Source organism: Bacillus sp. PSXD-155, from assembly GCF_049310765.1.
Classification (GTDB): domain Bacteria; phylum Bacillota; class Bacilli; order Bacillales; family Bacillaceae_G; genus Bacillus_A; species Bacillus_A cereus.
This window is the reverse complement of record NZ_JBMOWC010000007.1, coordinates 107383-131125: the sequence shown is the minus strand read 5'-3', so window position 1 is coordinate 131125 and position 23743 is coordinate 107383. Positions and strand designations below refer to the sequence as shown.

The following is a 23743-nucleotide window of genomic DNA, read 5'->3' as shown; positions in this document are numbered from 1 at the left end:
CGAAAAAATGTCCCTAAGTCTAATAACTTAGGGACATTTTTTCTATTTAACTAACTAATCGTGTAATTCGTTTCTTTTGCCATGAAAGCTTATAATATGCATACTGTAATATTAAGCTGACAATAAATGCTGCTGGATACCCGATCCAGATGCCTTCTATTCCAAGACTTGTATGGTAAGAAAGATAATATGCTACGGGTACTTCTACAAGCCAAATTGAAACAACTCCAATAACAGTTGGCCAAAGTACTGTACCGCTCGCTCGCATTGTCGCACTAATAATTTGTGCATGACCGAAAATTAAATAACTCCATAACGTAATCATAACTAAGCTATGAGCAATTTCAATTGTAGTTTGACTCGTTAAAAATAGTGATAGAATGTCTCTTGAGAATAAGTAAATAAGAGATATTAACACACCACCGATGACGTAGTTCATAATAATTCCGGCCTTCACAACTTTCTGCAATCGATCAAATTGATTCGCACCAATCGATTGTGCCGCAAAAATGGAAACTGTAATACCAAGGCTAACTGCTGGCATTTGTACATAACTTGCAACTTGATTCACAACGCCGTAAGCAGCTGTTGCATCCGAACCGTAACGATTTACAAATGCGATTACGGCAATCTCAGATAATGATACTAATATCATATTTATACTTGCTGGTATACCGAGCCTTAGCAATAGCTTTAATAACTCCCCATCCATTCGAAGGTATTTTCTAACCGTGCCATCTAGTTGTAATGGGTGATTTTTCTTCTTTAAATACACAAGCATGACAATAAACGTAATGACTGTAGATATAACAGAAGCATAGGCCGCTCCATACACATCTAATTTCGGAGCTCCTAACCATCCAAAAATAAGAATCGGTAATAAGATCATATTTAGCGCTGTACTTACAATTAAAAAGTAAAATGGCGTTTTAGAATCTCCTGTACCTCTCATAAATGTTGTATATGCGAAATATAAAAATAATAATGGCATCGATATAAATAAAATCCGTGCATAATGTACACTTATTTCAATAATATTTTCTGGCGTTCCCATTAGACGCATAATATCCATCGCAAAAATACTGCCTATTATCGCCAACACAACTCCAATAATAAAGGTAAACGTCAACGTCGTACCAACGATAGCTTTTAAACGATCTTCGTTTTTAGCACCAAACGCCTGACCAATTAAAATAGAGCTCCCTGAACCGATACCAATTACAAATGAAACGAGCAAGAAAAATAATGGGAAGAATGCTGATATAGCCGCTAAATCATTAACTCCAAGCCATCTTCCTACTACTACCATACCAAATAATTGTCCAACTGATTGTAGTACATTACTTAATAATAACGGTACTAAAAACATCGACATCGATTTCCAAATCGGTTTACTCTCACTTTCCAACTTATGTGACTCCGCACCTTCTTTATTGTTATCTGCAGGTGGTTTCAAATTTCATTTCTCCTTTTATTAAACATCTATTTTCAATCTCTATCTCTTTGTATAGTTGTTATAATACTGTGCTTCTATTCATTTTCTTTTCGTATGATTATAACTTCACCCAATATTGACTTCCATCGGCTGTTCGATCTAAAAATCCATATTCGATTAAATATCTTCTTAATGTTACAAAATCAGGATATACTTTTGCTATCACTGTATTTACTTCTTTTTCAGTATACTTTTTATTACTATCAAACTTCTTCACTAAATGGCGCAATATAATTAATTTACGCTTTTGTTTCTTCGGAAATTTAGAGAGAGGTCCATCTAATCCTTCTGTAAAATGAGCTTTTAATACTTCATCATTTTCTTCTTCCGTAATATTGTATCGATCATCCACCATCGTTGCTGTTCTATGAATTGGCACAAATTTCGTTTGTACTTTTGATTTTTCTTCTGATAATTCCATTAGCGCTAAAAATACTTTTGCTTGCTTCATTTTCTCTCGCAGTGTAAATCGATGATTACGAATTGTTGATGTACTTCCGCCATCCATTTCTTTTACAATTTCTTTATCATTCAGTCCCATATGGAAAAACTGAACCATTTTCTTTTGTAAATTCGTTAAACCTGTAAATTTCTTATCCATATTTAATAAATAATCGAACATTGATGTATGCTCATTTTGAATATGCAATTGGACGAACTTCTCTGCTTCATACAAAATTTGATTATCTTGATAAATAACACCTTTAATAAATGTTTCACCACAAGCTAAGCAAATGTACTCCTCTTTTTCTTCATCAAACACATACCCTTTCTTTAATTCCTCTATTGACGCATCCCAAAACTTCTCTGAAATATCACTCATACTAAACACTCCTTTAAAATGTTTATTTAAAACCAAACAAATCACTATAACGTTTATTATCACTTCACCATCTTATCACAACGCAAACAAACATTTCAATGTTTCGTTTACCCATTTTATAAACTTTTATAAAAACATCTAACAAAAGGGTTTAATACAACGAAAAGCGAATATGTTTATACAAATTCATTTTATAGGATGTGAAATAGAACATAAATATTCTTCAAGACCCTTAGTTTACCGTTAAACAAATTGCACAGAATACATATGCGATTAGTGAATATGGAACTGGTATTCACTCATTCCAAAACTTCAGTATTCAATTTTAACTACAAAAAAGATGTTTTCGTATAAGAAAACATCCTTTACTTTTTATATATTCTATTTACAGTCTCTACTAAAACCTTACTTGCTTGTACAAATGTATGCTTTCGATTTCTATCTTCAACAAATTTATTAGCACAACTACTCATAATCATCATACAACTAATTATGACTAACGCTATCTTTCTATTCTTGTAAGTCACTTCATGCCACTCCACTATTACAAAACTTCTTTTGAATTTATCCCATCAAGAAATTTTACATGAATAATAAAACGTGTGAATATGCAATTCTGCATATTCACACGTTTTATCACAATGTTATGATTTAATTTAGTTAAAAAACAAGTATACCGAGGTGACTAACTTGAAATTTAAAGCGAAAAAAAATCCATTCCACGTCATTTTCATTACATTATTTATAATTATTTTTTTCGTTTCGTTATTCTTCCAAAATGAAAATTCTATTTTTTTCACTCTCATGATGCTGCTAAATATCGTGAATCTTTCTTCATTCTATTTCTCTCACTACAACGTAACGGAATCATCTCTTGTTGTAAAACACGGTTTCATACTTCGTACTGAAATCCCATTTAAAGACATTCGCCATATTAAGTACTCTGGCAAAAAACTTCATTCAAAAAAATGGACTAGACAACAATTAGAAATCCATTACAATTTATTTGACTCAGTGACCACTTTCGTACCACTAGAAGAAGAAAAATTCATTTCACTCTTAAAAGAGAACTGCCCACAGATGAAAGTAATGAATACGCCTGCTAACAAATAATATATTTTGAAGCTTGCAGTATTGCAAGTAGATGAAACATAAAAATGAACATCAAAAAAGCCAAGATTCTATACTAAGAACCTTGGCTTTCTCTATTACTCTTTTGGAGCAATCATTTTCTTTGGATCTACAATTTCATCAAATTGCTCTTCTGTTAGTAGCCCAGATTGCAATGCTGCTTCTTTTAAAGTTAACCCTTCTTTATGAGCATGCTTCGCAATTTTCGCTGCATTTTCATATCCGATATGTGGGTTTAGCGCTGTTACAAGCATTAGTGAACGATTCACATTTTCATTAATTACTTCTTCATCTGCTTCAATACCAACTGCACAATTGTCATTAAACGAAACAATTGCATCCGCTAATAAGTGAGCTGATTGTAAGAAGTTATAAGCAATAACAGGTTTAAATACATTTAACTCAAAGTTACCTTGGCTCGCAGCAAATCCGATTGTTGCATCATTCCCCATTACTTGCGCTACAACCATCGTTAACGCTTCACTTTGCGTTGGATTTACTTTACCTGGCATAATAGAGCTTCCCGGTTCATTTGCTGGAATAATAATTTCTCCAAGACCACTACGTGGACCACTTGCAAGCCAACGCACATCGTTAGCGATCTTCATTAAATCTGCAGCTAATGCTTTTAATGCACCGTGAGTATATACAACTTCATCATGGCTCGTTAATGCATGGAACTTATTTGGTGCAGAAACAAATTGTTTACCTGTAAATTGACTAATTTCCTCTGATACCATCTCACCAAATTTAGGATGAGCATTAATACCTGTTCCAACCGCAGTTCCACCAATTGCTAACTCTTTCATATATGTATTGCTCTCTGCAATCATACGCTCTGTTTTTTCAAGCATACGGTGCCATCCGCTAATTTCTTGCCCTAAAGTTAACGGCGTTGCATCTTGTAAATGTGTACGACCAATTTTTATAATATGTTCAAATGCAGTTACTTTTTCTGCTAAAGTTTCTTTTAATTTCGTAATTGCTGGTAATACGTGATTTTCTACTGCGATTACACAAGCTACATGAAGCGCCGTTGGAAATGTATCATTTGAACTTTGTGACATGTTCACATCATCATTCGGATGAATGTGTACGTCAGATCCCTTCTCTTTCAAAATTTGATTCCCACGATTTGCAATTACTTCATTCACATTCATGTTTGACTGTGTACCACTACCTGTTTGCCATACGACAAGCGGAAAATGTTCATTCCATTTCCCTGCAATCACTTCATCCGCAGCTTCTACAATTGCTTCTGCTTTTTCTTTTGATAGCTTTCCTAATTTTTGATTGCTAAGCGCTGCACTCTTCTTTAAAATTGCAAATGCTTTTACAATTTCAAGCGGCATTTGCTCTGTTCCAATTGGAAAGTTTTCTTTACTACGTTGTGTTTGTGCTGCCCATAATTTATCAGCTGGAACTTTTATTTCTCCTAATGTATCTCTTTCAATTCTGTACTCCATGTTTTCATCCCCTTGAAAATATAATACCTACATCTCTTATAATAACAGACTTTCTCTTAAATGATAAGAATTCTCACTCTTATATATAGATATTCTATATTTATTTTAAAAAATTCCTCTTGACCTAAACTTAAGTTTAGGCTGTATCCTTTCCATTGTAACCTACTATAACACTACTGGAGGAATTCAATATGAAAAAATATGCTTTTATAACAGGTGCGAATAAAGGAATTGGATATGAACTTGTTCGTCAATTAGCAGAAAAAGATTATCACGTATTTTTAGGTGCTCGTAATGAACAACTTGGACAACAAGCCGTAGAATCTTTAAATGTTTCAAACGTTTCCTATATTCAAGTAGATATTTCAAATTCACAATCCATTCAAGAAGCAACAAAGAAAATTTACGAAACGACTGACCACTTACATTTATTAATTAATAACGCAGGCATAGCGCTAGACTTCAATACGCTACCTAGTGAATTAAATATTGAAACTTTACGCCAAGGATTTGAAGTTAACTTTTTTGGAACTTTCCAAATGATGCAAGCCTTTTTACCATTATTAAAGAAATCCAGCAACAGTAAAATCATAAATGTAACAACTGACATGGCCTCACTAACAATGTTTGCTAATGGTGAAACACATCCAATTAATACACTAGGATATAATTCTTCCAAAACAGCTATTAATGCTTTAACATTAGCTTTTAGTAAAGAATTTTCCACTAACGGTCCAGAAGTATTTGGAGTAACTCCTGGTTTTACAACTACGGATCTTAATGGAAATTCCCCCGGTGGCCATACAACCACTGAAAGTGCTAAAATTATTATTAAATACGCATTAAGTGAAACAAACTATAATGGTAAAATATTTAACAAAGATGGCATTATACCTTGGTAATAAAAGGATGAATGATATGTATTATACAATTGGGCAAGTCGCCAAAATGCAACACTTAACTATTTCTCAAATACGTTATTACGATAAACAAGGACTGTTTCCTTTTCTGCAAAGAAACGAAAAAGGAGATCGAGTTTTTGATGAAGAAGCACTGAAATATTTAGAGATGATTTTGTGTTTAAAAAACACTGGTATGCCAATTCAAAAAATAAAACAATTTATCGACTGGTCTATGGAAGGAGAATCTACCATCCTTCAAAGGTTAGAATTAATGAAACAACAGGAGACCAATGTCTTACAGCTCATTCAAGACACTGAAAAAAACTTAAAAAAGATACAACAAAAAATTGTTAAATATGAGATTGAAATAACTTCAGCAAATGCTATTAAAAAATAAAAATCACCTTCTACATATTGTAGAAGGTGATTTTTATTTTATGATGCTTGCTTTCCTTTATCTGCATCATCTACATACCAGATGAATTTGCCTGTATATCCGTAAATAACTGCTAAAATTAACGATACGAAGCTTAACCACATAAACGGAACGTATGAGAACGTTGCTACACCTAAAATACCAGCCATAAAAATACCATTATCAGACCATGGAACCATACCTGAAGTTAATGTTCCACCTACTTCTGAGTTACGCGCTAATACACGACGGTCTATTTTTAATTTATCATAGCTATCTTCCATAATTTTTGGTGTTAAAATTAGTGATACATACATCGCACAACCAAATATATTAGCTAAGAATGCCACGATTAATGTAGACAATGTTACATTACCTGCAGAATTTAATTTCTTCTCGAATTTTGATACGATTACTTTTAAAACACCTAGTTTTTCAAGTAATCCACCAAATCCTAAACCGAAAATAATAACGGCTACTGAGCCAAGCATGCCGTTAATTCCACCACGGTTTAATAACTTGTCAACAAACTCAACACCAGATTGAATTGAGAATCCGTTATAAGCTGTTCCAATCGCCTCTCCAAAGTTCATCCCTTGGAAAAGAGTTGCCCAAATTGCACCAATTAAAGCTCCCATTGCAATTGTTGGCATAGACGGTTTCTTCATCGCTAATAGAACGATAACAATGACCGCCGGAACAAGCATCCATATTTTAATATCAAATTGCTTTAATAAAGCTTCTTTTAAAAATTCTACTCGATTCAAATCTACATTATCGCCGCCATACATCCAACCAGCTACAGTAAACATAATACTAGTAATAATATAAGCCGGAACATCTAATACGAGCATAGCTCGAACGTGAGCAATAACATCTACTTTCGCCATAGAAGCTGCAAGAACTGTGCTATCAGAAAGTGGTGATAATTTGTCGCCGAAATAAGCTCCTGAAAGAACTGCACCAGCAACAAGCGGAAGTGGTAAACCAAGTCCTTCACCAATCGCCATCATAGCAATACCTGCTGTTCCCACTGTTCCCCAAGACGTTCCTGTTGCGATAGAAGTTATAGAACAAATAATTAATGTTGCTAATAGGAATATGCTAGGGTGAATAAATTCTAATCCATAATAGATTAATGTTGGTACTACCCCACCAGCAATCCATGTTCCAATTAAAGCACCTACTGCAACTAAAATCAGTATTGCTTCTAATCCGTTAGAAATCCCTTTCGTAATTGCATCTTGCAATTCTTGATAACGAAATCCTAATCTTAATCCAAGCGCAATTACTAAAAACCATGAAATAAATAGCGCTAATTGAATTGGGAGATCAAAAATCGTTTGGAAGGAAAAGACAACAGCAAGAAATAGTAATAAAAGAACTATGATTTCTAGCATCGATGGTAATCTTACACTTTTCATTTTTTTCTCTCCTTACAAGTCGATAACATGACGTATGTCGTCTTACATGTATGTAATATACAATTAGCGAAGACAAAACAAAATTTTCATATTATTTCGATTTATTTTTCCAGTATAATATATTCACAACCCTTTCTATTGTAAAAGTAGATTACGTTTTTCGCAATGAAAAATATAAAAAATGTTGTATTTTTATTTATCCCGATATTTTCGGTCAATAAGACCCTTGTATCAAAATTCAGTAAGTGCAAAGCACCTAGTTAAGAAATTAACTACTGTAAAATCCCGGATTGACATGAACGTATTAAAGCTTCACTTTATTTACAAAGAACAATCCCATACTAACTTTTTTAATATTTGCTGCAACAAAACTTTTTACAACTATCTTAACTTTTTAATTCACACCATTATTTTCTACATAAAAAATAAGGCACACATCATTAAAATGATGCATGCCCTACCTTTATTTATACATATTTTGTATTTCTTCTTTATTTTTAAGTATTTCCTCAAACTTATCACTACAACCCTTCGGAAATAACACTCCCAGTCCATATGAATGCGCAAATTGAAAATGAGGGTACTTCGCTTTTACCTCATCCCAAAACTTATATACGCCGAAATCACCACTTCTAACTTCAATATCATGAAATAATACAATACCGTTTTTCGCGACTTTCGGTAGCCAAGTGTTATAATCGTGAGAAACAGCTTCATACGTATGATAGCCATCAATATGCAAAAGATTTATCGTTTCATCTTGAAACCGGTCTACAGCATCATCAAAAGTAGATCGAATTAAATTTCCTATATTAAGGTAGTTATCGCTCACTACTTTTTCTACTATTTGAAAAACCCCTTCTCCATATGGACCTGTATGCCCATCTCCAGCCCAAGTATCTACTGCAAAGCATTTAGTCGATAACCCTCCATCTTTTACTCCTTGACAAAAACTGAAGAAAGAAGCACCTAGATGTGTACCTAACTCAACTAAAGTTTCTGGTTTTTCAAATCGTACTAAGTCATATGCAAAATCTAAATGTCCACTCCACGCAGATTGTGACCGAATAATAGGACTAAATGTTTCAAATTCAAATGATGGTTTATGAGTAACCCAGTTCATCGCATAACTCCTTCTGCACATATTTTTAACAAACCAAATTACTCTTATCTTTATTTTTTTATCGCCTTGATTATGATTCTATTTCATGAAAATATGAAGAATTTATTCTTTTCTATTAAGGTAAAGCATCATATACATATGGGTCAGTTGGCTTATTAATTTTCTCGATTTTGTTTACTTTTACAAGTGGAAAGACTGTTCCTTTATATGTCGTTTCATCTAATAATCCTGTTATTTTCACCCATGTTTCTTCTGGAGTTTTTTCAATATTTTTCCCGGTAACAATCATCCCCCAGACTGATGCATCCGCAATACAACAAGTTATACCATATCGAGCCACTACTGCTTTATTACCCGTCACATCTTTATCCTTATATATAAACCCTAAGAATGTAATTTCTTTCCCTTTAAACCAATTAACATTTTGACCAATTACATTCATTGTTTGAACATAGTCCTTATCCTTTACTTGTAGTTTACGCTGTCCTAACATACTTTTTACTACTTGCTCTTCCGTTTTATAAGTCGTTGATAAATTTGATGTTTCTTCTGGATCAACGGATACTTCTCGCCCATCAAACTTAACCTGTTCCCCCTCTTTTTCGTTCCTTTCTAGACTTCTCGCCTGTACACTTTGATTCATACCCCTTTTTCCTGCTAAACTTCCATCAATTGTTACACTTCCAAAGAGAAAAGCACTAACTATCGGAACAACAAATAAAACATATACAAAGAAACTTTTTATCCCTGATTTTGATGTTGTATGATGTTTACAACAATTACAATCATGCTGTTTCTCTCTTCCATCTCCCCAAACTTGCACAGTACCAAAAATTAAAATTACTACAAAAGCTATATACGTAAATTTGATCATTTTTGGAGCGATAAAATTATAAATATTCCCTGTTACAAGTAGCTTAAATAAGAGCATTGCTAAACCAATTAAAATAATGCCACGAATATAGCGATGATATGCCTTCTGCTCCTCTTTCTCCATTCTTTCTCACCTCCTATAACATTATGATTTGCACGATGGTATACACAGATACAATCACAATTCCCATCAAAAAGAATACAAATCTCTTTTGAAAATATGCAAATAGCATTAACGTATTTTTCATATCAAGCATAGGCCCAAACACAAGAAATGCGAGAAGTGCCTTTATCGAGAAAACATGTCCAAAAGACGCCGCTATAAAAGCATCGGCTGCAGAGCAAATTGATAAAACATAACCAAACCCCATCATAATAACGGGAGCAATTACTTCGTTATGTGCTACTGCATCCAGTACATTCCGATCAAAAAACGTTTGAAATACACTTGCTAAAAAAGCACCAATCAATAAATACTTACCAGTATCAAAAAACTCATCTACAGTTTGATTCATAACATCTTTCCAACTCTTTTTTTCGCTTGTTTGAACTGAAACCTCTACGTCTTTTAAAACATTTCTTTCGCGATAGCAATAATACACAATTAGACCTATGAATAGAGCAACTAGAATTGTTATCCCAAAGCGTGCATATACAACGTAATCATTTTTTTGAAACGCATATACAGTAGATAAAAAAACGACTGGATTCATAATGGGTGCACTCAGTAAAATAACAATGCCTACATGAAGTGGTAACCCCTTTTGAATGAGCCTTCTTACAATTGGTATAATGACACATTCACACATTGGAAAAAGAACTCCCACAAATACTGCTGGAATCATTGCAACAATTGGAGATTTCGGCATTACTTTTTGAATCATATCTTCCGTCACAAACACTTGAATAAATGAAGAAACAATTACCCCTAATAAAATAAAAGGTATTGCTTCAAAAATGATACTTAAAAATACCGTATTCACATTCAACCATTCCTGCGGCATATTTTTGTGCAAATTTACTAGACTTGTAAAATCTACAAAAAATAATAAAAAGAGAAACATAGTGATAAGAGCTATGCCTGCTAATTCTTTTGAAACTCTATTAAAAACCAACCTTCTCGCCTCCATTTTATTTATATGTAAGCATGTGCTTGTCCAAATGCTTCATACTACAGCACAAATTTTATAGTTTATTTCTATTCTTAAATCGTAATCATTATGATTTATTATTGATTTTTCCTTTCCCATCATTTATTATAAAACGTAATGATTACGATTTAAAGGAGAGATCATTTCATGAAAAAAGTACCTATCACTGTATTAAGTGGTTTTTTAGGATCTGGAAAAACTACCTTACTACATCATATTTTAACTAATAAGAATAACTTAAAAGTAGCTGTTATCGTTAATGATATGAGCGAAGTAAACATTGATGCATCTCTTATAAAAAAGGGTGGTTTTTCACGTACGGAGGAAAAACTAGTAGAAATTCAAAATGGCTGTATTTGTTGTACACTACGAGAAGATTTAATGATAGAAGTGAATCGTCTTGTTGAAAATGGTGATATTGACTATATTATTATTGAATCTTCTGGCATAAGTGAGCCTATTCCAGTTGCTCAAACGTTTACTTATACAGACGAAGTTCTTAACATTGATTTAACGAAAAATTGCCGCCTCGATACGATGGTTACAGTTGTAGATGCAAATAGATTTTGGGATGATTTTGCAGACGGAGAAAGTTTATTAGACCGAAAACAAGCAATCGATGAAAATGATACCCGGGAAGTTATTGATTTATTAATAGATCAAATTGAGTTTGCAAACGTAATTATTCTTAATAAGATAGATTTGCTAGAAAAAGAAGATGTGATAGAGCTTCATCATTTACTAAAAAAATTAAATCCTAATGCAAAAATTCTTGAAGCTTCGTTTAGCAAAGTATCATTACAAGAAATTTTAAACACAAATCTATTTAATTATGAAGAAGCTAGTCAATCGGCCGGCTGGATACAAGAATTAAATAGTGAACATCATACACCGGAAACGGAAGAATACGGTATCAATTCCTTTGTTTACCGTCGCAAATATCCTTTCCATCCCGAGCGCCTTATGAATTGGCTAGAAAAATGGCCTTTAGATGTTGTAAGAGCGAAAGGATTCTTCTGGCTCGCATCTCGTAATAATATGATAGGGCTTCTATCTCAAGCAGGTTCCTCTATTACAATTCAAGGAGCCGGTGAATGGATAGCCGCATTACCTGAAACTGAAAGAAATCAAATGATTGCAGAAGAACCAGAAGTATTAAAAAACTGGGACGAGCGATATGGAGATCGAATAACTGAGCTCGTATTTATCGGTATTGATATGAATCGTTCTGTGATTGAACAATCATTAGATGATTGTCTATTAACAGAAAAGGAAATGGAACAAAAGTGGAATACATTTATTGATCCTATTCCGGCTTTTACTTATACTTCATAATAATTAATAAAAGGCTTCAGTAGAATGAAGCCTTTTTATTTTATAGCACTCTTATTTAATAGGTTTGCTTTAATTATAAATACAACTGTACTTAAAACAATTAATATAGCATATACGATACCAACTACATCACCTATTTTTTCTAAGCCGAGCGGTAATATTATAGTAGCAACTCCGACTATATAAGAAAATGCTCCTGAAAGCTTCGCTAATTTATTTTTATCTCCAACAAACGTTTCTTCTTGATATCCTGCTAGCAAAAACAACCTCTTTTTCACATGTATTTGATACCCTAAAAAAATGATAAGTAACCCAACAAATAAACAAACTAAAAATCCAGCTAACATCTCCTTCCCCTCCTCTACAATATTTTACTGCACATAAAAAAGTTTTTAATGAGAAATTTCAGTTTATTAACAAGTCATTCTGTGATATATTGCATATTGTATTCAATTTGTATTTGTAGAAAGGAGAATTTTAGATCATATGGATTCGAATCGATTAAAAGGAATTATAATGGTCATAATCGGTGCTTGTTTATGGGGCTTGTCTGGTACAGTAGCACAACAACTTTTTCAATATGACAATGTTTCAACCGAATGGTTAGTTACGATCCGTTTACTTATATCTGGAATTATTTTGCTCATTATTTCCTCATTCGGAACGAGAAAAAAAGAGATATTTGGCATTTGGAAACAAAAATCTGATGCTATTAAAATGATTTTGTTTGGTCTATTCGGTATGCTTGCTGTACAGTATACGTATTTCGCTTCAATTAAAGAAGGAAATGCTGCCGTGGCAACATTATTACAATATTTAGCTCCTATATTCATCACTGTATACTTACTTTTCAAATGGAACGTTCGTCCATCAAAAATTGATTTCATTTCAATTACCCTTTCATTAGTAGGCACTTTTCTCTTACTAACAAACGGGTCTGTTCATAACTTGGCTGTTTCTACACCAGCTATTATTTGGGGTGTTTTATCTGGATTATCTCTCGCTTTTTATAGTTTATATTCAAAGGAATTGTTAGAAAAATGGTCTTCCTCCGTTATCGTTGGATGGGGCATGATTATTGGGGGTATTGGTGTAACGATTGTACACTTTATTTCTACAAACGAATTCATTTTATTATCAACTATGAAATATGTAAAACTAAGTACCCTACCGCTCATCACATTTGTCGTCATTTTCGGGACACTTATTGCCTTTTATTTATACTTAGACAGCATAAGATACCTGACTCCGAAAGAAACAACATTATTTGGTTGCACAGAACCACTCGCAGCTATTATTTCTTCTATACTTATATTGCACGTGCCATTTCAATCTTTTCAGTTATTAGGCGCTTTTTGTGTCATTGTAATGGTGCTCATCTTAAGCCAAAAGCCGGATGAAGGGAAAGAAAAATTAAAGCTTGTTCATGCAAAAAAGGAAAATATACAATGAAAGGATTGAATTCACTATGCCTGTCCCTCAAAATTATAAAAAACCAGGAAGAATTTCAGCAAAATCACTCGTTTTAAATCAACTACAAAATTGGATTATTGAAGGTGTACTGAAGCCCAATGAAAAAATTAATGATGGGGAATTGGCTGAGGCACTAGGAGTAAGCAGAACACCTGTAAGGGAAGCACTTCAAATATTAGAGCTTTCTGGATTAGTGGAAATGGTACCAGGGCAAAAAACGAAAATTGCTCCTATTAAGTTAGACGACGTATCTATCATTTATGAAACGATGGCTGGTCTTCACTCTATTATAGGAAAGCAAGCTCTTCAAAACATTACAGACGTTGATATTCAACTACTTTCTGAAATAAATGATCATTTTCAGCACTCTATAGAGAAAAAAAACGCAAAACAAGCTTTAGAATTAGATATACAATTCCACAATACAATTTCTTCTATTGCTAAAAATCAATATATTGAACCCTTTCTAGAAAATATGCAACTTCACGTTTTACGTCTTGAATATTTGTTTTTCCAAAACTTTGTTCCAGCAAGTCAATCTATTGAAGAACATCACTCTATCATTCAAGCATTGCAGAAGCAGGACGAAAAACAAATGGAACAAATAATGACTCAAAACTGGCTCCGTCCCATGAAAGAAATACAAAAAATAATTTCTACGAAATAAAAAGAGAGCTGGTTACACAAAATCGTAACCAGCTCTCCTTTTACTAATCTATATAGCTACGCCTGAATATTTGCATAATCTTCCATATCTTCGTACTCTTTTTCCAATTCCTCTAAAGACAGCTCGTATAATTGTCGGTCGCGAATCTTAAACACACCTGCTCCAATTAACTCATCAATTAAATGCCTCTTACGATTTTCAACAGCAAAACGGAGTTGACTACTCATCTTTTAAAAAACTCCTTTCTACGATCATTGAAAATGATAATCTTTATCAATTACCACTTTTGATTATAAAAGATGACTCTTTATAAGTAAAGTAATTTCATGAAATATTTACCTTGCAAAGTATTTGTGGCCACATTATATATATGTATGCCGTGCAAAAAATGTTATGACACTTTTTCTTATCCTTTTTCTTTCATACTTTGCAAGTTGTCTCATCATGATGAAATTCACCATCTATTTCTACTTGAATGGTGACATGTTTTACATGAAATTTCTCCTTTAATACATACGTAGCCTCTTTTAATACACTTTGCGTTTCATTCCCTTTAATAATAAGATGACATGTTAATACTTGAAAATCTGATGTGACAGACCATATGTGCAAATCATGAACTTCTTTGACAATCGGAATATTTAATAACGTACTTTTTACCTCTTCAACATTTATGTGCTGTGGTGCACCTTCCATTAATATATGAACCGTATCACGTGTTACACGCCATCCACTAATAATGACTAAAATAGACACAAGAATACTAGCAATCGCATCTGCAGCAGTCCATCCGAAAAATTTAATAAGTAACGCAGCAATAATCGCTCCGACGGAACCCAATAGATCGCCTAGTACGTGTAAGAAAGCACTTCTTAAATTCAAATTACCTTTCACATCTCCGCCTCTCATTAATATCCAAGCTGATAAAATATTAATAAGCAGACCAAGGACTGCAATAATGAGCATCCCATTACTAGCAATCTCAACTGGTTCTTTAAAACGACGGATTGCTTCAATAAAAATGTATACCGAAATGACAATAAGAACGACACCGTTACATAATGCTGCTAACATTTCGACTCGCTTATATCCATATGTTTTCACAGTAGTTGCTGTTTTTTCTCCGAGCTTAAACGCAAGTAAACTTAAAGCTAAAGATACTGCATCACTTAGCATATGCCCCGCGTCAGATAGTAGTGCTAAGCTATTTGTTACAAATCCACCAATAACTTCTGCAATCATAAAACTTGTTGTTAGTAGGAAGGCAATTAGTAACGCCTTTTTATTTTTTGAATGACCATGATCATGCGAATGTCCCATACTTATACTCCTTTAAGTACAATATCTGTATGTTAGTATGAAACAAACTCCCCATCTTTATCCCGAATCGACTGATTGTAAACGCCCGCTTCCTCTGTATACACACTTCGCTATTTTTTAGACAATCCCTTTTTCTCAAATAAAACAAGACTACTTCTTTTTTATTTTCATATTGTTTACTAATGAAAGAATTTTAAGGAGGTTACTTAAATGAAACGTTTATTTCTCTGTATGGAACGTGAACTTGTTGTAGTGAAAGAACAATATGATAACTATGAAACGACTTACCACTTACAAAATATGCAACCTACCTGTATCGCTGTTGATCCGTTCCACCCAAACCGTGTATATTGCGGAACATTTGGACGAGGTCTATGGTTAAGTGACTATAGCGGGGATTCATGGAGACCAATTGGAGATTCTTATCGTTACTTTGATTTCCCTAAAGAAGATGGTATTTTACACTCCTCTATCACTTCCATAACAATAAGCTCAAATGAACAAGTGAACGGATATGGGGTCATTTATGTCGGCACAGAACCGAGCGCTTTATTTCGCTCTGAAAATGGTGGTGAAACGTGGACTGAACTTAAAAATATGAAATCATTATTATCTTCTTATACGTGGGCTTTCCCGCCTAGACCTTTTACCCATCACGTACGCTGGATTACAGTTGATCCAAACAACCCTAATACAATACACGTTTCAATCGAAGCTGGTGCTGTTATTCAAAGTAATGATAAAGGGCATACATGGATTGATAAAAAATTCGGTGCTCCTATCGATGCTCATCAATTACTTATGCACCCTGAAGCACCAAATCGTCTTTATGCATCATGTGGTGACGGATTTATGGGCGGACCTGATCGTGCTTATCTTGAAAGTTATAACAATGGAAACAGCTGGATCTCATGTAGTGAAGGACTTGAACATCATTATTTATACAGCATGGCAATTGATCCAGCTGATTGCAATACGATTCTCGTTTCAGCTGCACCGAGTGCTGATCTGGCTCATCACCGTATCCCTTATGAATCTTATATTTATCGAAAAACGAAAGATACTCCGTTCCAGCAAGTACAACAAGGACTACCATCTGCAATCGGTACAGTCATTTCGATGTTTGCGACAAACAAGGCTGAACCACATACGTTTTACACGTTAAATAACAATGGCGTCTTTCAATCCAATGATAGCGGCGAATCGTGGGAACAACTAAATATTCCGTGGAAAGATGAATATAAAACGCAGCATCCGCATGCATTGCTCGTTACTAGTTCTTAACGAAAAAAAGACTGCCTAAATGGTTTTAGGCAGTCTCTCTTTTATTTCTTTAAATCGATGACAATATCATCTAACACAATATCTTTACTCTTCGCTTCTTTTTTCGGCACTTCTATTTTCTTCTCTTTCCCATTCACATACTCTACTCCACCATGATTTTCAGGTGTATGTACTCGCAAGTGCACGCGAGGTGTAACGATAAGCTTTGTTGCATTTTCGTTTAGTTTTTGGAAGGTGGCACTCCAACTACTTTTATGTGGCTCTGCTACTGTACTACTTCCGCCATTTCCTTCACCAGTATAATGATTTCCTAAATCATCTTTTATTTCTAACTCAACATCCGCACTATCCCATATACTTCTTAACGCCTTAGATTCTTCCTGATTGAAAAAAACGATAAAGGACATCGGGGTTGCTTCCATTTTGTTTATATTTACTTTTATTAATTCATTTTCAGAAACCCCATTAACCTTTACTTCCTTACTATCCATTGCTTTTAAACTAAGTGCGAAATTCCAGTTCCCCTTTATTACATTACCTTCATAATCCAACTCAATTGCCTCTATATCCCACCAAACATTTGCAACATCTAGCCTTTCATTACTATGACCACTCATCGTAATCATACCTACATATTTTCCCTCTCCAACTTTTGTAACGCTCGAACCACCTCCCCCACCATTAAAGCCCTTAACTTGCGGACTTCCAAATAGGAACGGTTTCTCACCTAAATCTTTATCACTCTCAATAGAATAAGTAATTGTGATTGTTCTACCATCGAACACAGCATCATTAATTGTAACCTTAACTCCATTACTCTCTCTCGTCATATTCAACTCAGTCGAAAACTCTTTATAATTTTCATATAACCCTGTTCTACCATTATCTAAAAATCGGAATATGTCACCGACAATTGGCAATCCCCCCGCATATGTAGGAAAACCGATACCAAGAGTTGCAACCGATAATCCTACTAAAATAGATGCAGCAACGACACCCTTCTTCCAACTTTTCATCTTTTTCTTCGTACGTATCGATTGTTTTACATTTCGTTTTACTTTTTCCTTTTCAATTTCAGAAGCCTCAATTTCTTCTAGTTCTTTTTCGTCTATATCAATATCATTTAATAGTTCATAAATGTCCTTCATATTGCACTACCTCCAAAACTAATATTCGTAGCATTTTGTTGTAGTTTCTTTTTCCCCCGGTACACTCGATTATCAATTGCTGCCCGAGTTAATCCTAACTTGTCACCTATTTCCTCTGTCTTCATACCAAGTAAATATTTCATAATGAACACCTTTCGATCTAGCGCTTCTAATTGATTAATGAGCTTCAATAATTCTTCCCTATCTTCCATAACGATTAATTCGTCTTCTGCTGATTTTTCTGTACTGATATGAAACTCATCTGAAATGATTTCTACTTTTTTAGTCGATTTCCGGTAATAATCAATTGCTTTAAACTTCGCAATCGCTGCAATCCACTTTTTAAAATCACTCGGCTTTCCATGGAATTTATTTGCGTTATTCCAAATAGAAAGAAATATATCGTTTATACATTCCTCTATGAGTCCATCATTTTGAATTGGAAGTAGAACTTTATGCGTGATCCCCTTTATGAGTGGTAAGTATGTATCGACAACAAATTCTAACGCGTCTTCTTTTTGCCGCTGTAATCTTTTTATAAAATTTTTCTCATTTGATTTCATGTAGCGATTCCCCTTATTGTTTTGTAAAAGCTTTTACACCCTATATAACGTCTGAGAAAATTTTTTCTCTCATCTTTTTTATTTTTTGTATGTAATGGAATACTTTCCCTTAGCCATTGTCTCACATAACTATGCGCTCAAAGAAAATTTTCTCAAGTCTGGAATTTAATTCATGTAGTACACTATTTATATAGTCATTTTTTAACTTGGTGTACATTTTATTTCGTTAATCTACTATTTTAATTTAGGAGATGAGATATGTATGTGTGGAATTACAGGTTGGGTAGATTGGAAGGAAGACCTTTCAAATCAACATGTTATTTTAAAAAAGATGGCAAATAGTATCCAGCATCGTGGTCCAGATGCTGAAGGATTTTGGTTTTCACCTCGCGCAGCTTTTGCACACCGCCGATTAATCGTAATAGATCCTAAAGGAGGAACGCAGCCAAAAACATTTCGTGCTGGTGATTATACGTATGCTCTTACTTATAATGGAGAAATTTATAATTTCCGTGAACTTAGAGAGCAGCTTCAAAAATGTGGGCATGCATTTGAAACCCATTCAGATACAGAAGTATTGCTACATGCTTATTTAGAATGGAAAGAAGACTGCGTACGACATTTAAACGGAATTTTCGCTTTTGCCCTATGGGATGATCAGAAGCAACAATTGTTTTTAGCACGAGATCATTTAGGTGTAAAACCACTCTTTTTTACAGAAAGAAATGGCAGTATTATTTTCGGCTCTGAAATTAAAGCATTATTAGCACATCCATCTGTCCCTGCTGAAATTGATGCGGATGGAATAAATGAAATATTTGGATTAGGCTTATTTCGCACTCCAGGATGTGGCGTCTTTAAACATATTCAAGAAGTACGTGCTGGACATTCTATAACATTTACACGTCATAAAAAAGTAGTTACGAAGTATTGGAATTTAGAAAGTAAGTTCCATACAGACTCTATAGAAGATACATCTTCGCATATTTTATCTATTTTACAAGATACAGTAAAAAGACAATTAATTGCCGATGTTCCTCTCGTTTGTATGTTATCAGGCGGATTAGACTCTAGCGGTATTACTGCACTTGCGGGTAAAGAATTTGCTGCTGAAAATAAAACACTTCATACGTATTCTGTTGACTTTGTAAATAGCGCAAAAGATTTCGAACTGACATTTGCTCGCACTGGTTTAGACGCACCTTGGGTAAAACGCGTTTCTGAACATGTCGGGACAGCGCATCATGATATTATTGTGAATGCTGAAGAATTGGCAAATCACTTATTCGTTCCCCTTCATGCAAAAGATTTACCGAGTGCTGGTGAAATGGAAACTTCACTATATTTACTATTTTGCGAAATGAAAAAAGATGCGACCGTAGCTTTATCCGGCGAATCGGCTGATGAAGTATTCGGTGGATATCCTTGGTTTCATCAAGAAGAACTACTATATGTAGATAAGTTTCCTTGGCTAACAAATTGGAAAAATACATCTCCTCTTCTACTAAATGAAGTAAGTAACCAATGTAATCTAGAAGACTATATTGATACACGATTCCAAGAAGCGATACTTGAAGTACCTACTCTTGAAGGCGAAAGTAAAAAATCCGCGAAACAACGTCAAATGTTTTATTTATTTTTAACAAGATTCCTTCCTTTCTTACTTGACCGTAAAGATCGCATGAGTATGGCTGTTGGATTTGAAGTTCGTGTACCGTTTTGCGATTATAGATTAGTTGAATATTTATGGAATGTTCCTTTCAACATAAAAAGTATTGATAATATTGAAAAAGGCATTTTACGTAGAGCACTCCAACCAGCTTTACCTGACGATGTACGCAATAGAAGAAAAAGCGCTTATCCAACTTCACAAGATCCACACTACTTACAAACAATCCGTAATTTAACACTTGATATGTGTAACAATAAAAACAATCCTATTTTCTCACTTATTAACCATTCCATCTTACTTTCAATTGCTGATCAAAGTAATAAAGAGATTAACAATTTTGAGGCAAGAAGTGCCATGGAGTATATGCTACAAGTAAATGAATGGTTAAAAACATATCACATCCATATTGCTTAACAAAAAGGAGTTCAAGGATAAAAACCTTGAACTCCTTTTATATTAATTAGCACATTGTTTATTATCAGTATCAATAGACCATCCAATAATCGTGGCACAGTCTCTACCTTTCCACTGCAGTACATTTGTTAATACTGGCTCAATCTGCAAGCTATTTCCGTCGTGTAATATTTCTACTAAAGATTGATCATCATCAAACCTTCGTTTGTCACACTCTAAAATACCGTCCGTTGCCATTACAATGTGATTCATTCCTTTTTCTAATCCTCTTACACCTGACGTAAAGCAAGGTGTATTTGCTGCAAATATATTTTTCCTGCCAATATATTCGTAATTTTTCCGTTTATTTAATCGTCCTTTTCCATTTTTCGTTTTCTCAGAATAGAATAAATACGCGAAACAATCACCAACTGATAACCAATATAAAAATTCGCCTTTTCGTAAACAAATTAAGCAAGCGAGTTCCTCATCATCTTGATCACACTTTTTAATAAATAACTCATCTGTAAATAACGCTAATAAGTACATATGTGTATGATGAAAAGCTAAATGTATTGGATATGAGAATAACTCTTTTAGTTTTTCTTTTCTTTCCGAAATCGCTTCTATTATATAATCTATATTTTTTGTTTTGTGATGTGTATCAAAAATCATAACAAATTCAAATTGTAATTCAGGATCCCACCAAGCTAGCACCGCATCTCCTCGTTCATATGCATCACTCTCTTGATTCCCCCCATATACGCCGACTGAAAGAGGACCACATTTTTCAACATGTATTTCATCTACATACATCTGTTCATGACTAATCCATTTGAATGTATTCACAGCTATCATCCTCTCTCTTGCTAAATGTATACCTTTACACATAGATTACCTTATATTTCAATAAAAATAAACTTTTTCAACATTTTTTATCCAAATAAAAGGATTTTATTTCTAAAACAACGAATATATCTTACTATACGATATAAAAAAGGGGATTTATTATTATGAACAACATTAATCAACATTGGGAGAGCATTTATTATCACTTACGATACGAATACGAGGACAACCTTTCCCACCAAGCAATTCGTATTTTACAAATCGTTTCTCGTGAGAAAGATATAACAATTGGAAAAGTCGCTACTGAGCTTAGTCTTTCTCATAACACAGCGTCTGAACACATAAAGCGCCTTATTCAAAAGGGCTTCATCATTAAAGAGCGAAATAAAAAAGATGAAAGAGTTGTAAACCTTACATTAACAATTGAAGGAATTGAAGGATTAGAAAAACATACTTTACTAGATAAAGAAAAGATAAAAATATTAGAATCACAGTTATCAAAAGAAGAACAACAATTAATTGAAAAAGCATTTTCGTTATTAGCGAAGGAGGCAAAATATGCATTTCCTCGTTAAAGTAATCGTTTCGGCACTTATTATCGGCGTTATCACTGAAGTCGCTAAACACTACAGTACGATAGGTGGCTTTATTGCTGCCCTTCCTCTCGTGAGTTTACTTAGTCTATTTTGGATTTCATTCGAAGGCGGAAATAAACAAGAATTGAGTCAATTTGCTTTAGGGGTATTATATGGATTCCCCGCATCAGCACTACTATTATTTATCGTCTATATTGGTTTGAAAAATTCATTTACACTTAGTACATCTGTCCTACTCGGTATAGGTGTTTGGTGTATCGTTTTTGCTTGTCAAAAATTATTTCAAGCTTAGGAGGAATTAACATTCATAAATTTGTAGAAATAATGGGGCAAAATATAGAAGTACATATAAAAGGAATTGGTAAACAAACTGTAGTCATTCAAACTGGAATGAGTTGCTCATTTTATGATTGGTTTCCTATTATAGAAAAGCTTTCAGAGCACTTTACAGTCGTTTCATACCATCGCCCAGGTTACGGAAAAAGTGATTTAGGCAATCAGCCGCGTACAATAAGGCAAGTTACAAAAGAGCTACATATGTTACTAAACAAACTAGCTATTCAAGATCCATTCATTCTAATCGGTCATTCCTATGGAGGATTATGTGCACAACATTTTGCGATGTTACATGAAGATAAGCTGCAAGCACTTATTTTAGTTGATTCTACTTCGATGAACTTACACCGTTTAGATGAACTTCATTTACCAATTTCTGATCAAACTGATTCTGATGATGTTTGGTTTCAAAAATATAATATATATTCCAAAATGGATGTAGACACACTTTATAATGAACTAAAACCTATGCTCACCGATCAATCAAAACAGCAAATTGAATTCTCTACCTCGTCTTCATTATATAAAGCGACAGCTTCTGAACTATCGGAGTGGAAAAACTGTGCTCTCTCACTAAAAGAGCTATGTAAAACATTAGAAATACCATTAATCGTTATCGGTAGAGATCCTCAATATTCTATTACTCAATTGACTAATGGCGGCATGCCAAAAGAGGAAGCAACACAACTTGAAGCAATGTGGCAAGAACTAATTCACGAACAATTACACCTCTCAACTAATAACCAATATATTCTTGCCGAACATGCTAGTCACGGTATAGAAAATGATCGACCAGATGTTATTATTGAAGCGATTCATTTCTTACAAATCAAAAAAGGAAGCAACTAAAGCTGCTTCCTTACTTATCTATTCATAATCTTCTTCATCATCGATTTCTTCGTAATATGAACTCCCATTACTTACATATATAGGGCCATTCGCAACATCAATACGTAGTACCCACGCCCATGGCACAGCTAAACGTTTATGTATCGCTCGCCAAAAGCTCATTGATTTTCTTTCGTACTCCTGGAACTCCTGAAGTAACTCTTTGTAGGAGGAACCGTCTAACTGAATATTTGCTTCTAACAAACGAGAATGGGCATAGTACTGTAACTCTAGTTCAGCAGCAATTTCCATTTCTTCTTCCGTTGCCATACCAATAATTGTTCCATCTTCTGGTGCAATTTCATATACGTTTTGAACTTCAATAAGCCCTTCTTTCTCTTTCTCAAACATGTAAACAGCCTCCTTTAACATATATTTTTTATGTTACAAAGTCATACTTCTACAATAACTTCTCT

The 23743-nt window shown here is 34.0% G+C and carries 26 protein-coding genes; 11 read left to right on the top strand and 15 right to left on the bottom strand.

Translation table 11 applies throughout. From position 1 onward, the window contains the following. Positions 1-46: 46 nt before the first annotated feature. The 3 genes from ACO6VI_RS10465 to ACO6VI_RS10455 all read right to left on the bottom strand — a co-directional run bounded on the left by ACO6VI_RS10465 (position 47) and on the right by ACO6VI_RS10455 (position 2845). The gene (locus ACO6VI_RS10465) at positions 47-1456 is read right to left on the bottom strand and encodes an MATE family efflux transporter (RefSeq protein WP_422423292.1); all 1410 of its coding nucleotides are present in this window, start codon (positions 1454-1456) and stop codon (positions 47-49) included. Between the two features lie 97 nt (positions 1457-1553). Next, positions 1554-2318 carry a DUF2087 domain-containing protein gene (locus ACO6VI_RS10460; protein WP_098840476.1) on the bottom strand — a complete coding sequence of 255 codons (765 nt, stop codon included), beginning with the start codon at positions 2316-2318 and terminating at the stop codon, positions 1554-1556. A gap of 365 nt (positions 2319-2683) precedes the next feature. Beyond that, on the bottom strand, positions 2684-2845 hold the full coding sequence (locus ACO6VI_RS10455) for a hypothetical protein (protein ID WP_000221432.1): 162 nt from the start codon (positions 2843-2845) through the stop codon (positions 2684-2686). 163 nt (positions 2846-3008) lie between these two features. Between ACO6VI_RS10455 and ACO6VI_RS10450 the strand changes: the two genes are divergently transcribed. Then, on the top strand, positions 3009-3431 hold the full coding sequence (locus ACO6VI_RS10450) for a PH domain-containing protein (protein ID WP_098840475.1): 423 nt from the start codon (positions 3009-3011) through the stop codon (positions 3429-3431). 95 nt (positions 3432-3526) lie between these two features. Here ACO6VI_RS10450 and fumC read toward each other — a convergent pair whose 3' ends face one another. Further along, positions 3527-4915, bottom strand: a complete 1389-nt coding sequence (fumC, locus tag ACO6VI_RS10445) for a class II fumarate hydratase (RefSeq protein ID WP_098818554.1) — start codon at positions 4913-4915, stop codon at positions 3527-3529. A 191-nt stretch (positions 4916-5106) separates the two neighbouring features. On the opposite strand from fumC, the gene ACO6VI_RS10440 reads away from it, so the two are divergent. Together ACO6VI_RS10440 and ACO6VI_RS10435 are read left to right on the top strand one after the other, a co-directional pair. Next, on the top strand, positions 5107-5817 hold the full coding sequence (locus tag ACO6VI_RS10440; RefSeq protein ID WP_000759553.1) for an SDR family NAD(P)-dependent oxidoreductase: 711 nt from the start codon (positions 5107-5109) through the stop codon (positions 5815-5817). Positions 5818-5833: 16 nt separating this feature from the next. Beyond that, on the top strand, positions 5834-6214 hold the full coding sequence (locus ACO6VI_RS10435) for a MerR family transcriptional regulator (RefSeq protein WP_063549274.1): 381 nt from the start codon (positions 5834-5836) through the stop codon (positions 6212-6214). Between the two features lie 38 nt (positions 6215-6252). Here the strand turns inward: ACO6VI_RS10435 and nhaC are convergent, their stop codons facing one another. From nhaC to ACO6VI_RS10415, 4 genes are all read right to left on the bottom strand, one after another. Then, positions 6253-7656, bottom strand: coding sequence for a Na+/H+ antiporter NhaC (gene nhaC, locus ACO6VI_RS10430; protein WP_000843992.1), 1404 nt, complete (start codon positions 7654-7656; stop codon positions 6253-6255). Between the two features lie 463 nt (positions 7657-8119). Continuing rightward, positions 8120-8779 (bottom strand): class I SAM-dependent methyltransferase, encoded by a 660-nt coding sequence (locus ACO6VI_RS10425; RefSeq protein ID WP_001104670.1) that lies wholly within the window; start codon positions 8777-8779, stop codon positions 8120-8122. 115 nt (positions 8780-8894) lie between these two features. After that, positions 8895-9776, bottom strand: a complete 882-nt coding sequence (locus ACO6VI_RS10420) for a TIGR03943 family putative permease subunit (protein WP_063547003.1) — start codon at positions 9774-9776, stop codon at positions 8895-8897. 13 nt (positions 9777-9789) lie between these two features. Beyond that, positions 9790-10782, bottom strand: coding sequence for a permease (locus ACO6VI_RS10415; RefSeq protein ID WP_422423287.1), 993 nt, complete (start codon positions 10780-10782; stop codon positions 9790-9792). Positions 10783-10950: 168 nt separating this feature from the next. Between ACO6VI_RS10415 and ACO6VI_RS10410 the strand changes: the two genes are divergently transcribed. Further along, a complete protein-coding gene (locus tag ACO6VI_RS10410) occupies positions 10951-12138 on the top strand; it encodes a GTP-binding protein (protein WP_098834546.1) in 1188 nt (395 codons plus the stop codon). A gap of 35 nt (positions 12139-12173) precedes the next feature. On the opposite strand, the gene ACO6VI_RS10405 is transcribed toward ACO6VI_RS10410, so the two are convergent. Continuing rightward, positions 12174-12485 (bottom strand): DUF3784 domain-containing protein, encoded by a 312-nt coding sequence (locus ACO6VI_RS10405; protein ID WP_063547000.1) that lies wholly within the window; start codon positions 12483-12485, stop codon positions 12174-12176. A gap of 139 nt (positions 12486-12624) precedes the next feature. On the opposite strand from ACO6VI_RS10405, the gene ACO6VI_RS10400 reads away from it, so the two are divergent. After that, positions 12625-13590, top strand: coding sequence for a DMT family transporter (locus ACO6VI_RS10400; protein WP_063546999.1), 966 nt, complete (start codon positions 12625-12627; stop codon positions 13588-13590). 16 nt (positions 13591-13606) lie between these two features. Beyond that, positions 13607-14278: a GntR family transcriptional regulator gene (locus ACO6VI_RS10395; RefSeq protein ID WP_063549272.1), complete on the top strand. Its 672-nt coding sequence runs from the start codon at positions 13607-13609 to the stop codon at positions 14276-14278. A gap of 56 nt (positions 14279-14334) precedes the next feature. Here ACO6VI_RS10395 and fbpA read toward each other — a convergent pair whose 3' ends face one another. Beyond that, positions 14335-14505, bottom strand: coding sequence for a Fur-regulated basic protein FbpA (gene fbpA, locus ACO6VI_RS10390; protein ID WP_000098302.1), 171 nt, complete (start codon positions 14503-14505; stop codon positions 14335-14337). A 193-nt stretch (positions 14506-14698) separates the two neighbouring features. Further along, complete coding sequence (locus tag ACO6VI_RS10385; RefSeq protein WP_063546998.1) at positions 14699-15598, bottom strand: cation diffusion facilitator family transporter; 900 nt, start codon at positions 15596-15598, stop codon at positions 14699-14701. 210 nt (positions 15599-15808) lie between these two features. Here ACO6VI_RS10385 and ACO6VI_RS10380 point away from each other — a divergent pair, with 210 nt between their 5' ends. Beyond that, a complete protein-coding gene (locus ACO6VI_RS10380) occupies positions 15809-16882 on the top strand; it encodes a WD40/YVTN/BNR-like repeat-containing protein (RefSeq protein WP_161519774.1) in 1074 nt (357 codons plus the stop codon). Positions 16883-16923: 41 nt separating this feature from the next. Here ACO6VI_RS10380 and ACO6VI_RS10375 read toward each other — a convergent pair whose 3' ends face one another. After that, positions 16924-18030 (bottom strand): DUF4179 domain-containing protein, encoded by a 1107-nt coding sequence (locus ACO6VI_RS10375; RefSeq protein ID WP_161519773.1) that lies wholly within the window; start codon positions 18028-18030, stop codon positions 16924-16926. Then, on the bottom strand, positions 18027-18593 hold the full coding sequence (locus tag ACO6VI_RS10370) for a sigma-70 family RNA polymerase sigma factor (protein WP_063546995.1): 567 nt from the start codon (positions 18591-18593) through the stop codon (positions 18027-18029). Before ACO6VI_RS10370 ends, ACO6VI_RS10375 begins: the two co-directional genes overlap by 4 nt. Positions 18594-18855: 262 nt before the next feature. Between ACO6VI_RS10370 and asnB the strand changes: the two genes are divergently transcribed. Beyond that, complete coding sequence (gene asnB / locus ACO6VI_RS10365; protein ID WP_063546994.1) at positions 18856-20679, top strand: asparagine synthase (glutamine-hydrolyzing); 1824 nt, start codon at positions 18856-18858, stop codon at positions 20677-20679. A 42-nt stretch (positions 20680-20721) separates the two neighbouring features. Here asnB and ACO6VI_RS10360 read toward each other — a convergent pair whose 3' ends face one another. Then, complete coding sequence (locus ACO6VI_RS10360; RefSeq protein WP_063546993.1) at positions 20722-21549, bottom strand: protein phosphatase 2C domain-containing protein; 828 nt, start codon at positions 21547-21549, stop codon at positions 20722-20724. A gap of 122 nt (positions 21550-21671) precedes the next feature. On the opposite strand from ACO6VI_RS10360, the gene ACO6VI_RS10355 reads away from it, so the two are divergent. Genes ACO6VI_RS10355 through ACO6VI_RS10345 form a run of 3 tightly spaced genes read left to right on the top strand, consistent with a single transcriptional unit; the run spans position 21672 to position 23288 of the window. Continuing rightward, positions 21672-22082, top strand: coding sequence for a MarR family winged helix-turn-helix transcriptional regulator (locus ACO6VI_RS10355; RefSeq protein WP_063546992.1), 411 nt, complete (start codon positions 21672-21674; stop codon positions 22080-22082). Then, entirely contained in the window at positions 22066-22395 is a 330-nt protein-coding gene (locus ACO6VI_RS10350; protein ID WP_000545640.1) for a DUF3147 family protein, read from the top strand. The genes ACO6VI_RS10355 and ACO6VI_RS10350 overlap by 17 nt, the downstream gene beginning before the upstream one ends. Next, on the top strand, positions 22356-23288 hold the full coding sequence (locus ACO6VI_RS10345) for an alpha/beta fold hydrolase (protein ID WP_063546991.1): 933 nt from the start codon (positions 22356-22358) through the stop codon (positions 23286-23288). Before ACO6VI_RS10350 ends, ACO6VI_RS10345 begins: the two co-directional genes overlap by 40 nt. Before the next feature lie 18 nt (positions 23289-23306). Here the strand turns inward: ACO6VI_RS10345 and ACO6VI_RS10340 are convergent, their stop codons facing one another. After that, positions 23307-23678 (bottom strand): hypothetical protein, encoded by a 372-nt coding sequence (locus ACO6VI_RS10340; RefSeq protein ID WP_000461779.1) that lies wholly within the window; start codon positions 23676-23678, stop codon positions 23307-23309. Positions 23679-23743: the final 65 nt, after the last annotated feature.

What these genes read in the sequence shown, in the direction of transcription:
- ACO6VI_RS10460 (WP_098840476.1), bottom strand. Translation starts at nt 2,318, where the DNA reads ATGAGTGATATTTCAGAGAAGTTTTGGGATGCGTCAATAGAGGAATTA.
- fumC (WP_098818554.1), bottom strand. Translation starts at nt 4,915, where the DNA reads ATGGAGTACAGAATTGAAAGAGATACATTAGGAGAAATAAAAGTTCCA.
- ACO6VI_RS10440 (WP_000759553.1), top strand. Translation starts at nt 5,107, where the DNA reads ATGAAAAAATATGCTTTTATAACAGGTGCGAATAAAGGAATTGGATAT.
- ACO6VI_RS10435 (WP_063549274.1), top strand. Translation starts at nt 5,834, where the DNA reads ATGTATTATACAATTGGGCAAGTCGCCAAAATGCAACACTTAACTATT.
- nhaC (WP_000843992.1), bottom strand. Translation starts at nt 7,656, where the DNA reads ATGAAAAGTGTAAGATTACCATCGATGCTAGAAATCATAGTTCTTTTA.
- ACO6VI_RS10425 (WP_001104670.1), bottom strand. Translation starts at nt 8,779, where the DNA reads ATGAACTGGGTTACTCATAAACCATCATTTGAATTTGAAACATTTAGT.
- ACO6VI_RS10420 (WP_063547003.1), bottom strand. Translation starts at nt 9,776, where the DNA reads ATGGAGAAAGAGGAGCAGAAGGCATATCATCGCTATATTCGTGGCATT.
- ACO6VI_RS10415 (WP_422423287.1), bottom strand. Translation starts at nt 10,782, where the DNA reads ATGGAGGCGAGAAGGTTGGTTTTTAATAGAGTTTCAAAAGAATTAGCA.
- ACO6VI_RS10410 (WP_098834546.1), top strand. Translation starts at nt 10,951, where the DNA reads ATGAAAAAAGTACCTATCACTGTATTAAGTGGTTTTTTAGGATCTGGA.
- ACO6VI_RS10405 (WP_063547000.1), bottom strand. Translation starts at nt 12,485, where the DNA reads ATGTTAGCTGGATTTTTAGTTTGTTTATTTGTTGGGTTACTTATCATT.
- ACO6VI_RS10400 (WP_063546999.1), top strand. Translation starts at nt 12,625, where the DNA reads ATGGATTCGAATCGATTAAAAGGAATTATAATGGTCATAATCGGTGCT.
- ACO6VI_RS10395 (WP_063549272.1), top strand. Translation starts at nt 13,607, where the DNA reads ATGCCTGTCCCTCAAAATTATAAAAAACCAGGAAGAATTTCAGCAAAA.
- fbpA (WP_000098302.1), bottom strand. Translation starts at nt 14,505, where the DNA reads ATGAGTAGTCAACTCCGTTTTGCTGTTGAAAATCGTAAGAGGCATTTA.
- ACO6VI_RS10385 (WP_063546998.1), bottom strand. Translation starts at nt 15,598, where the DNA reads ATGGGACATTCGCATGATCATGGTCATTCAAAAAATAAAAAGGCGTTA.
- ACO6VI_RS10380 (WP_161519774.1), top strand. Translation starts at nt 15,809, where the DNA reads ATGAAACGTTTATTTCTCTGTATGGAACGTGAACTTGTTGTAGTGAAA.
- ACO6VI_RS10375 (WP_161519773.1), bottom strand. Translation starts at nt 18,030, where the DNA reads ATGAAGGACATTTATGAACTATTAAATGATATTGATATAGACGAAAAA.
- ACO6VI_RS10370 (WP_063546995.1), bottom strand. Translation starts at nt 18,593, where the DNA reads ATGAAATCAAATGAGAAAAATTTTATAAAAAGATTACAGCGGCAAAAA.
- asnB (WP_063546994.1), top strand. Translation starts at nt 18,856, where the DNA reads ATGTGTGGAATTACAGGTTGGGTAGATTGGAAGGAAGACCTTTCAAAT.
- ACO6VI_RS10360 (WP_063546993.1), bottom strand. Translation starts at nt 21,549, where the DNA reads ATGTGTAAAGGTATACATTTAGCAAGAGAGAGGATGATAGCTGTGAAT.
- ACO6VI_RS10355 (WP_063546992.1), top strand. Translation starts at nt 21,672, where the DNA reads ATGAACAACATTAATCAACATTGGGAGAGCATTTATTATCACTTACGA.
- ACO6VI_RS10350 (WP_000545640.1), top strand. Translation starts at nt 22,066, where the DNA reads ATGCATTTCCTCGTTAAAGTAATCGTTTCGGCACTTATTATCGGCGTT.
- ACO6VI_RS10340 (WP_000461779.1), bottom strand. Translation starts at nt 23,678, where the DNA reads ATGTTTGAGAAAGAGAAAGAAGGGCTTATTGAAGTTCAAAACGTATAT.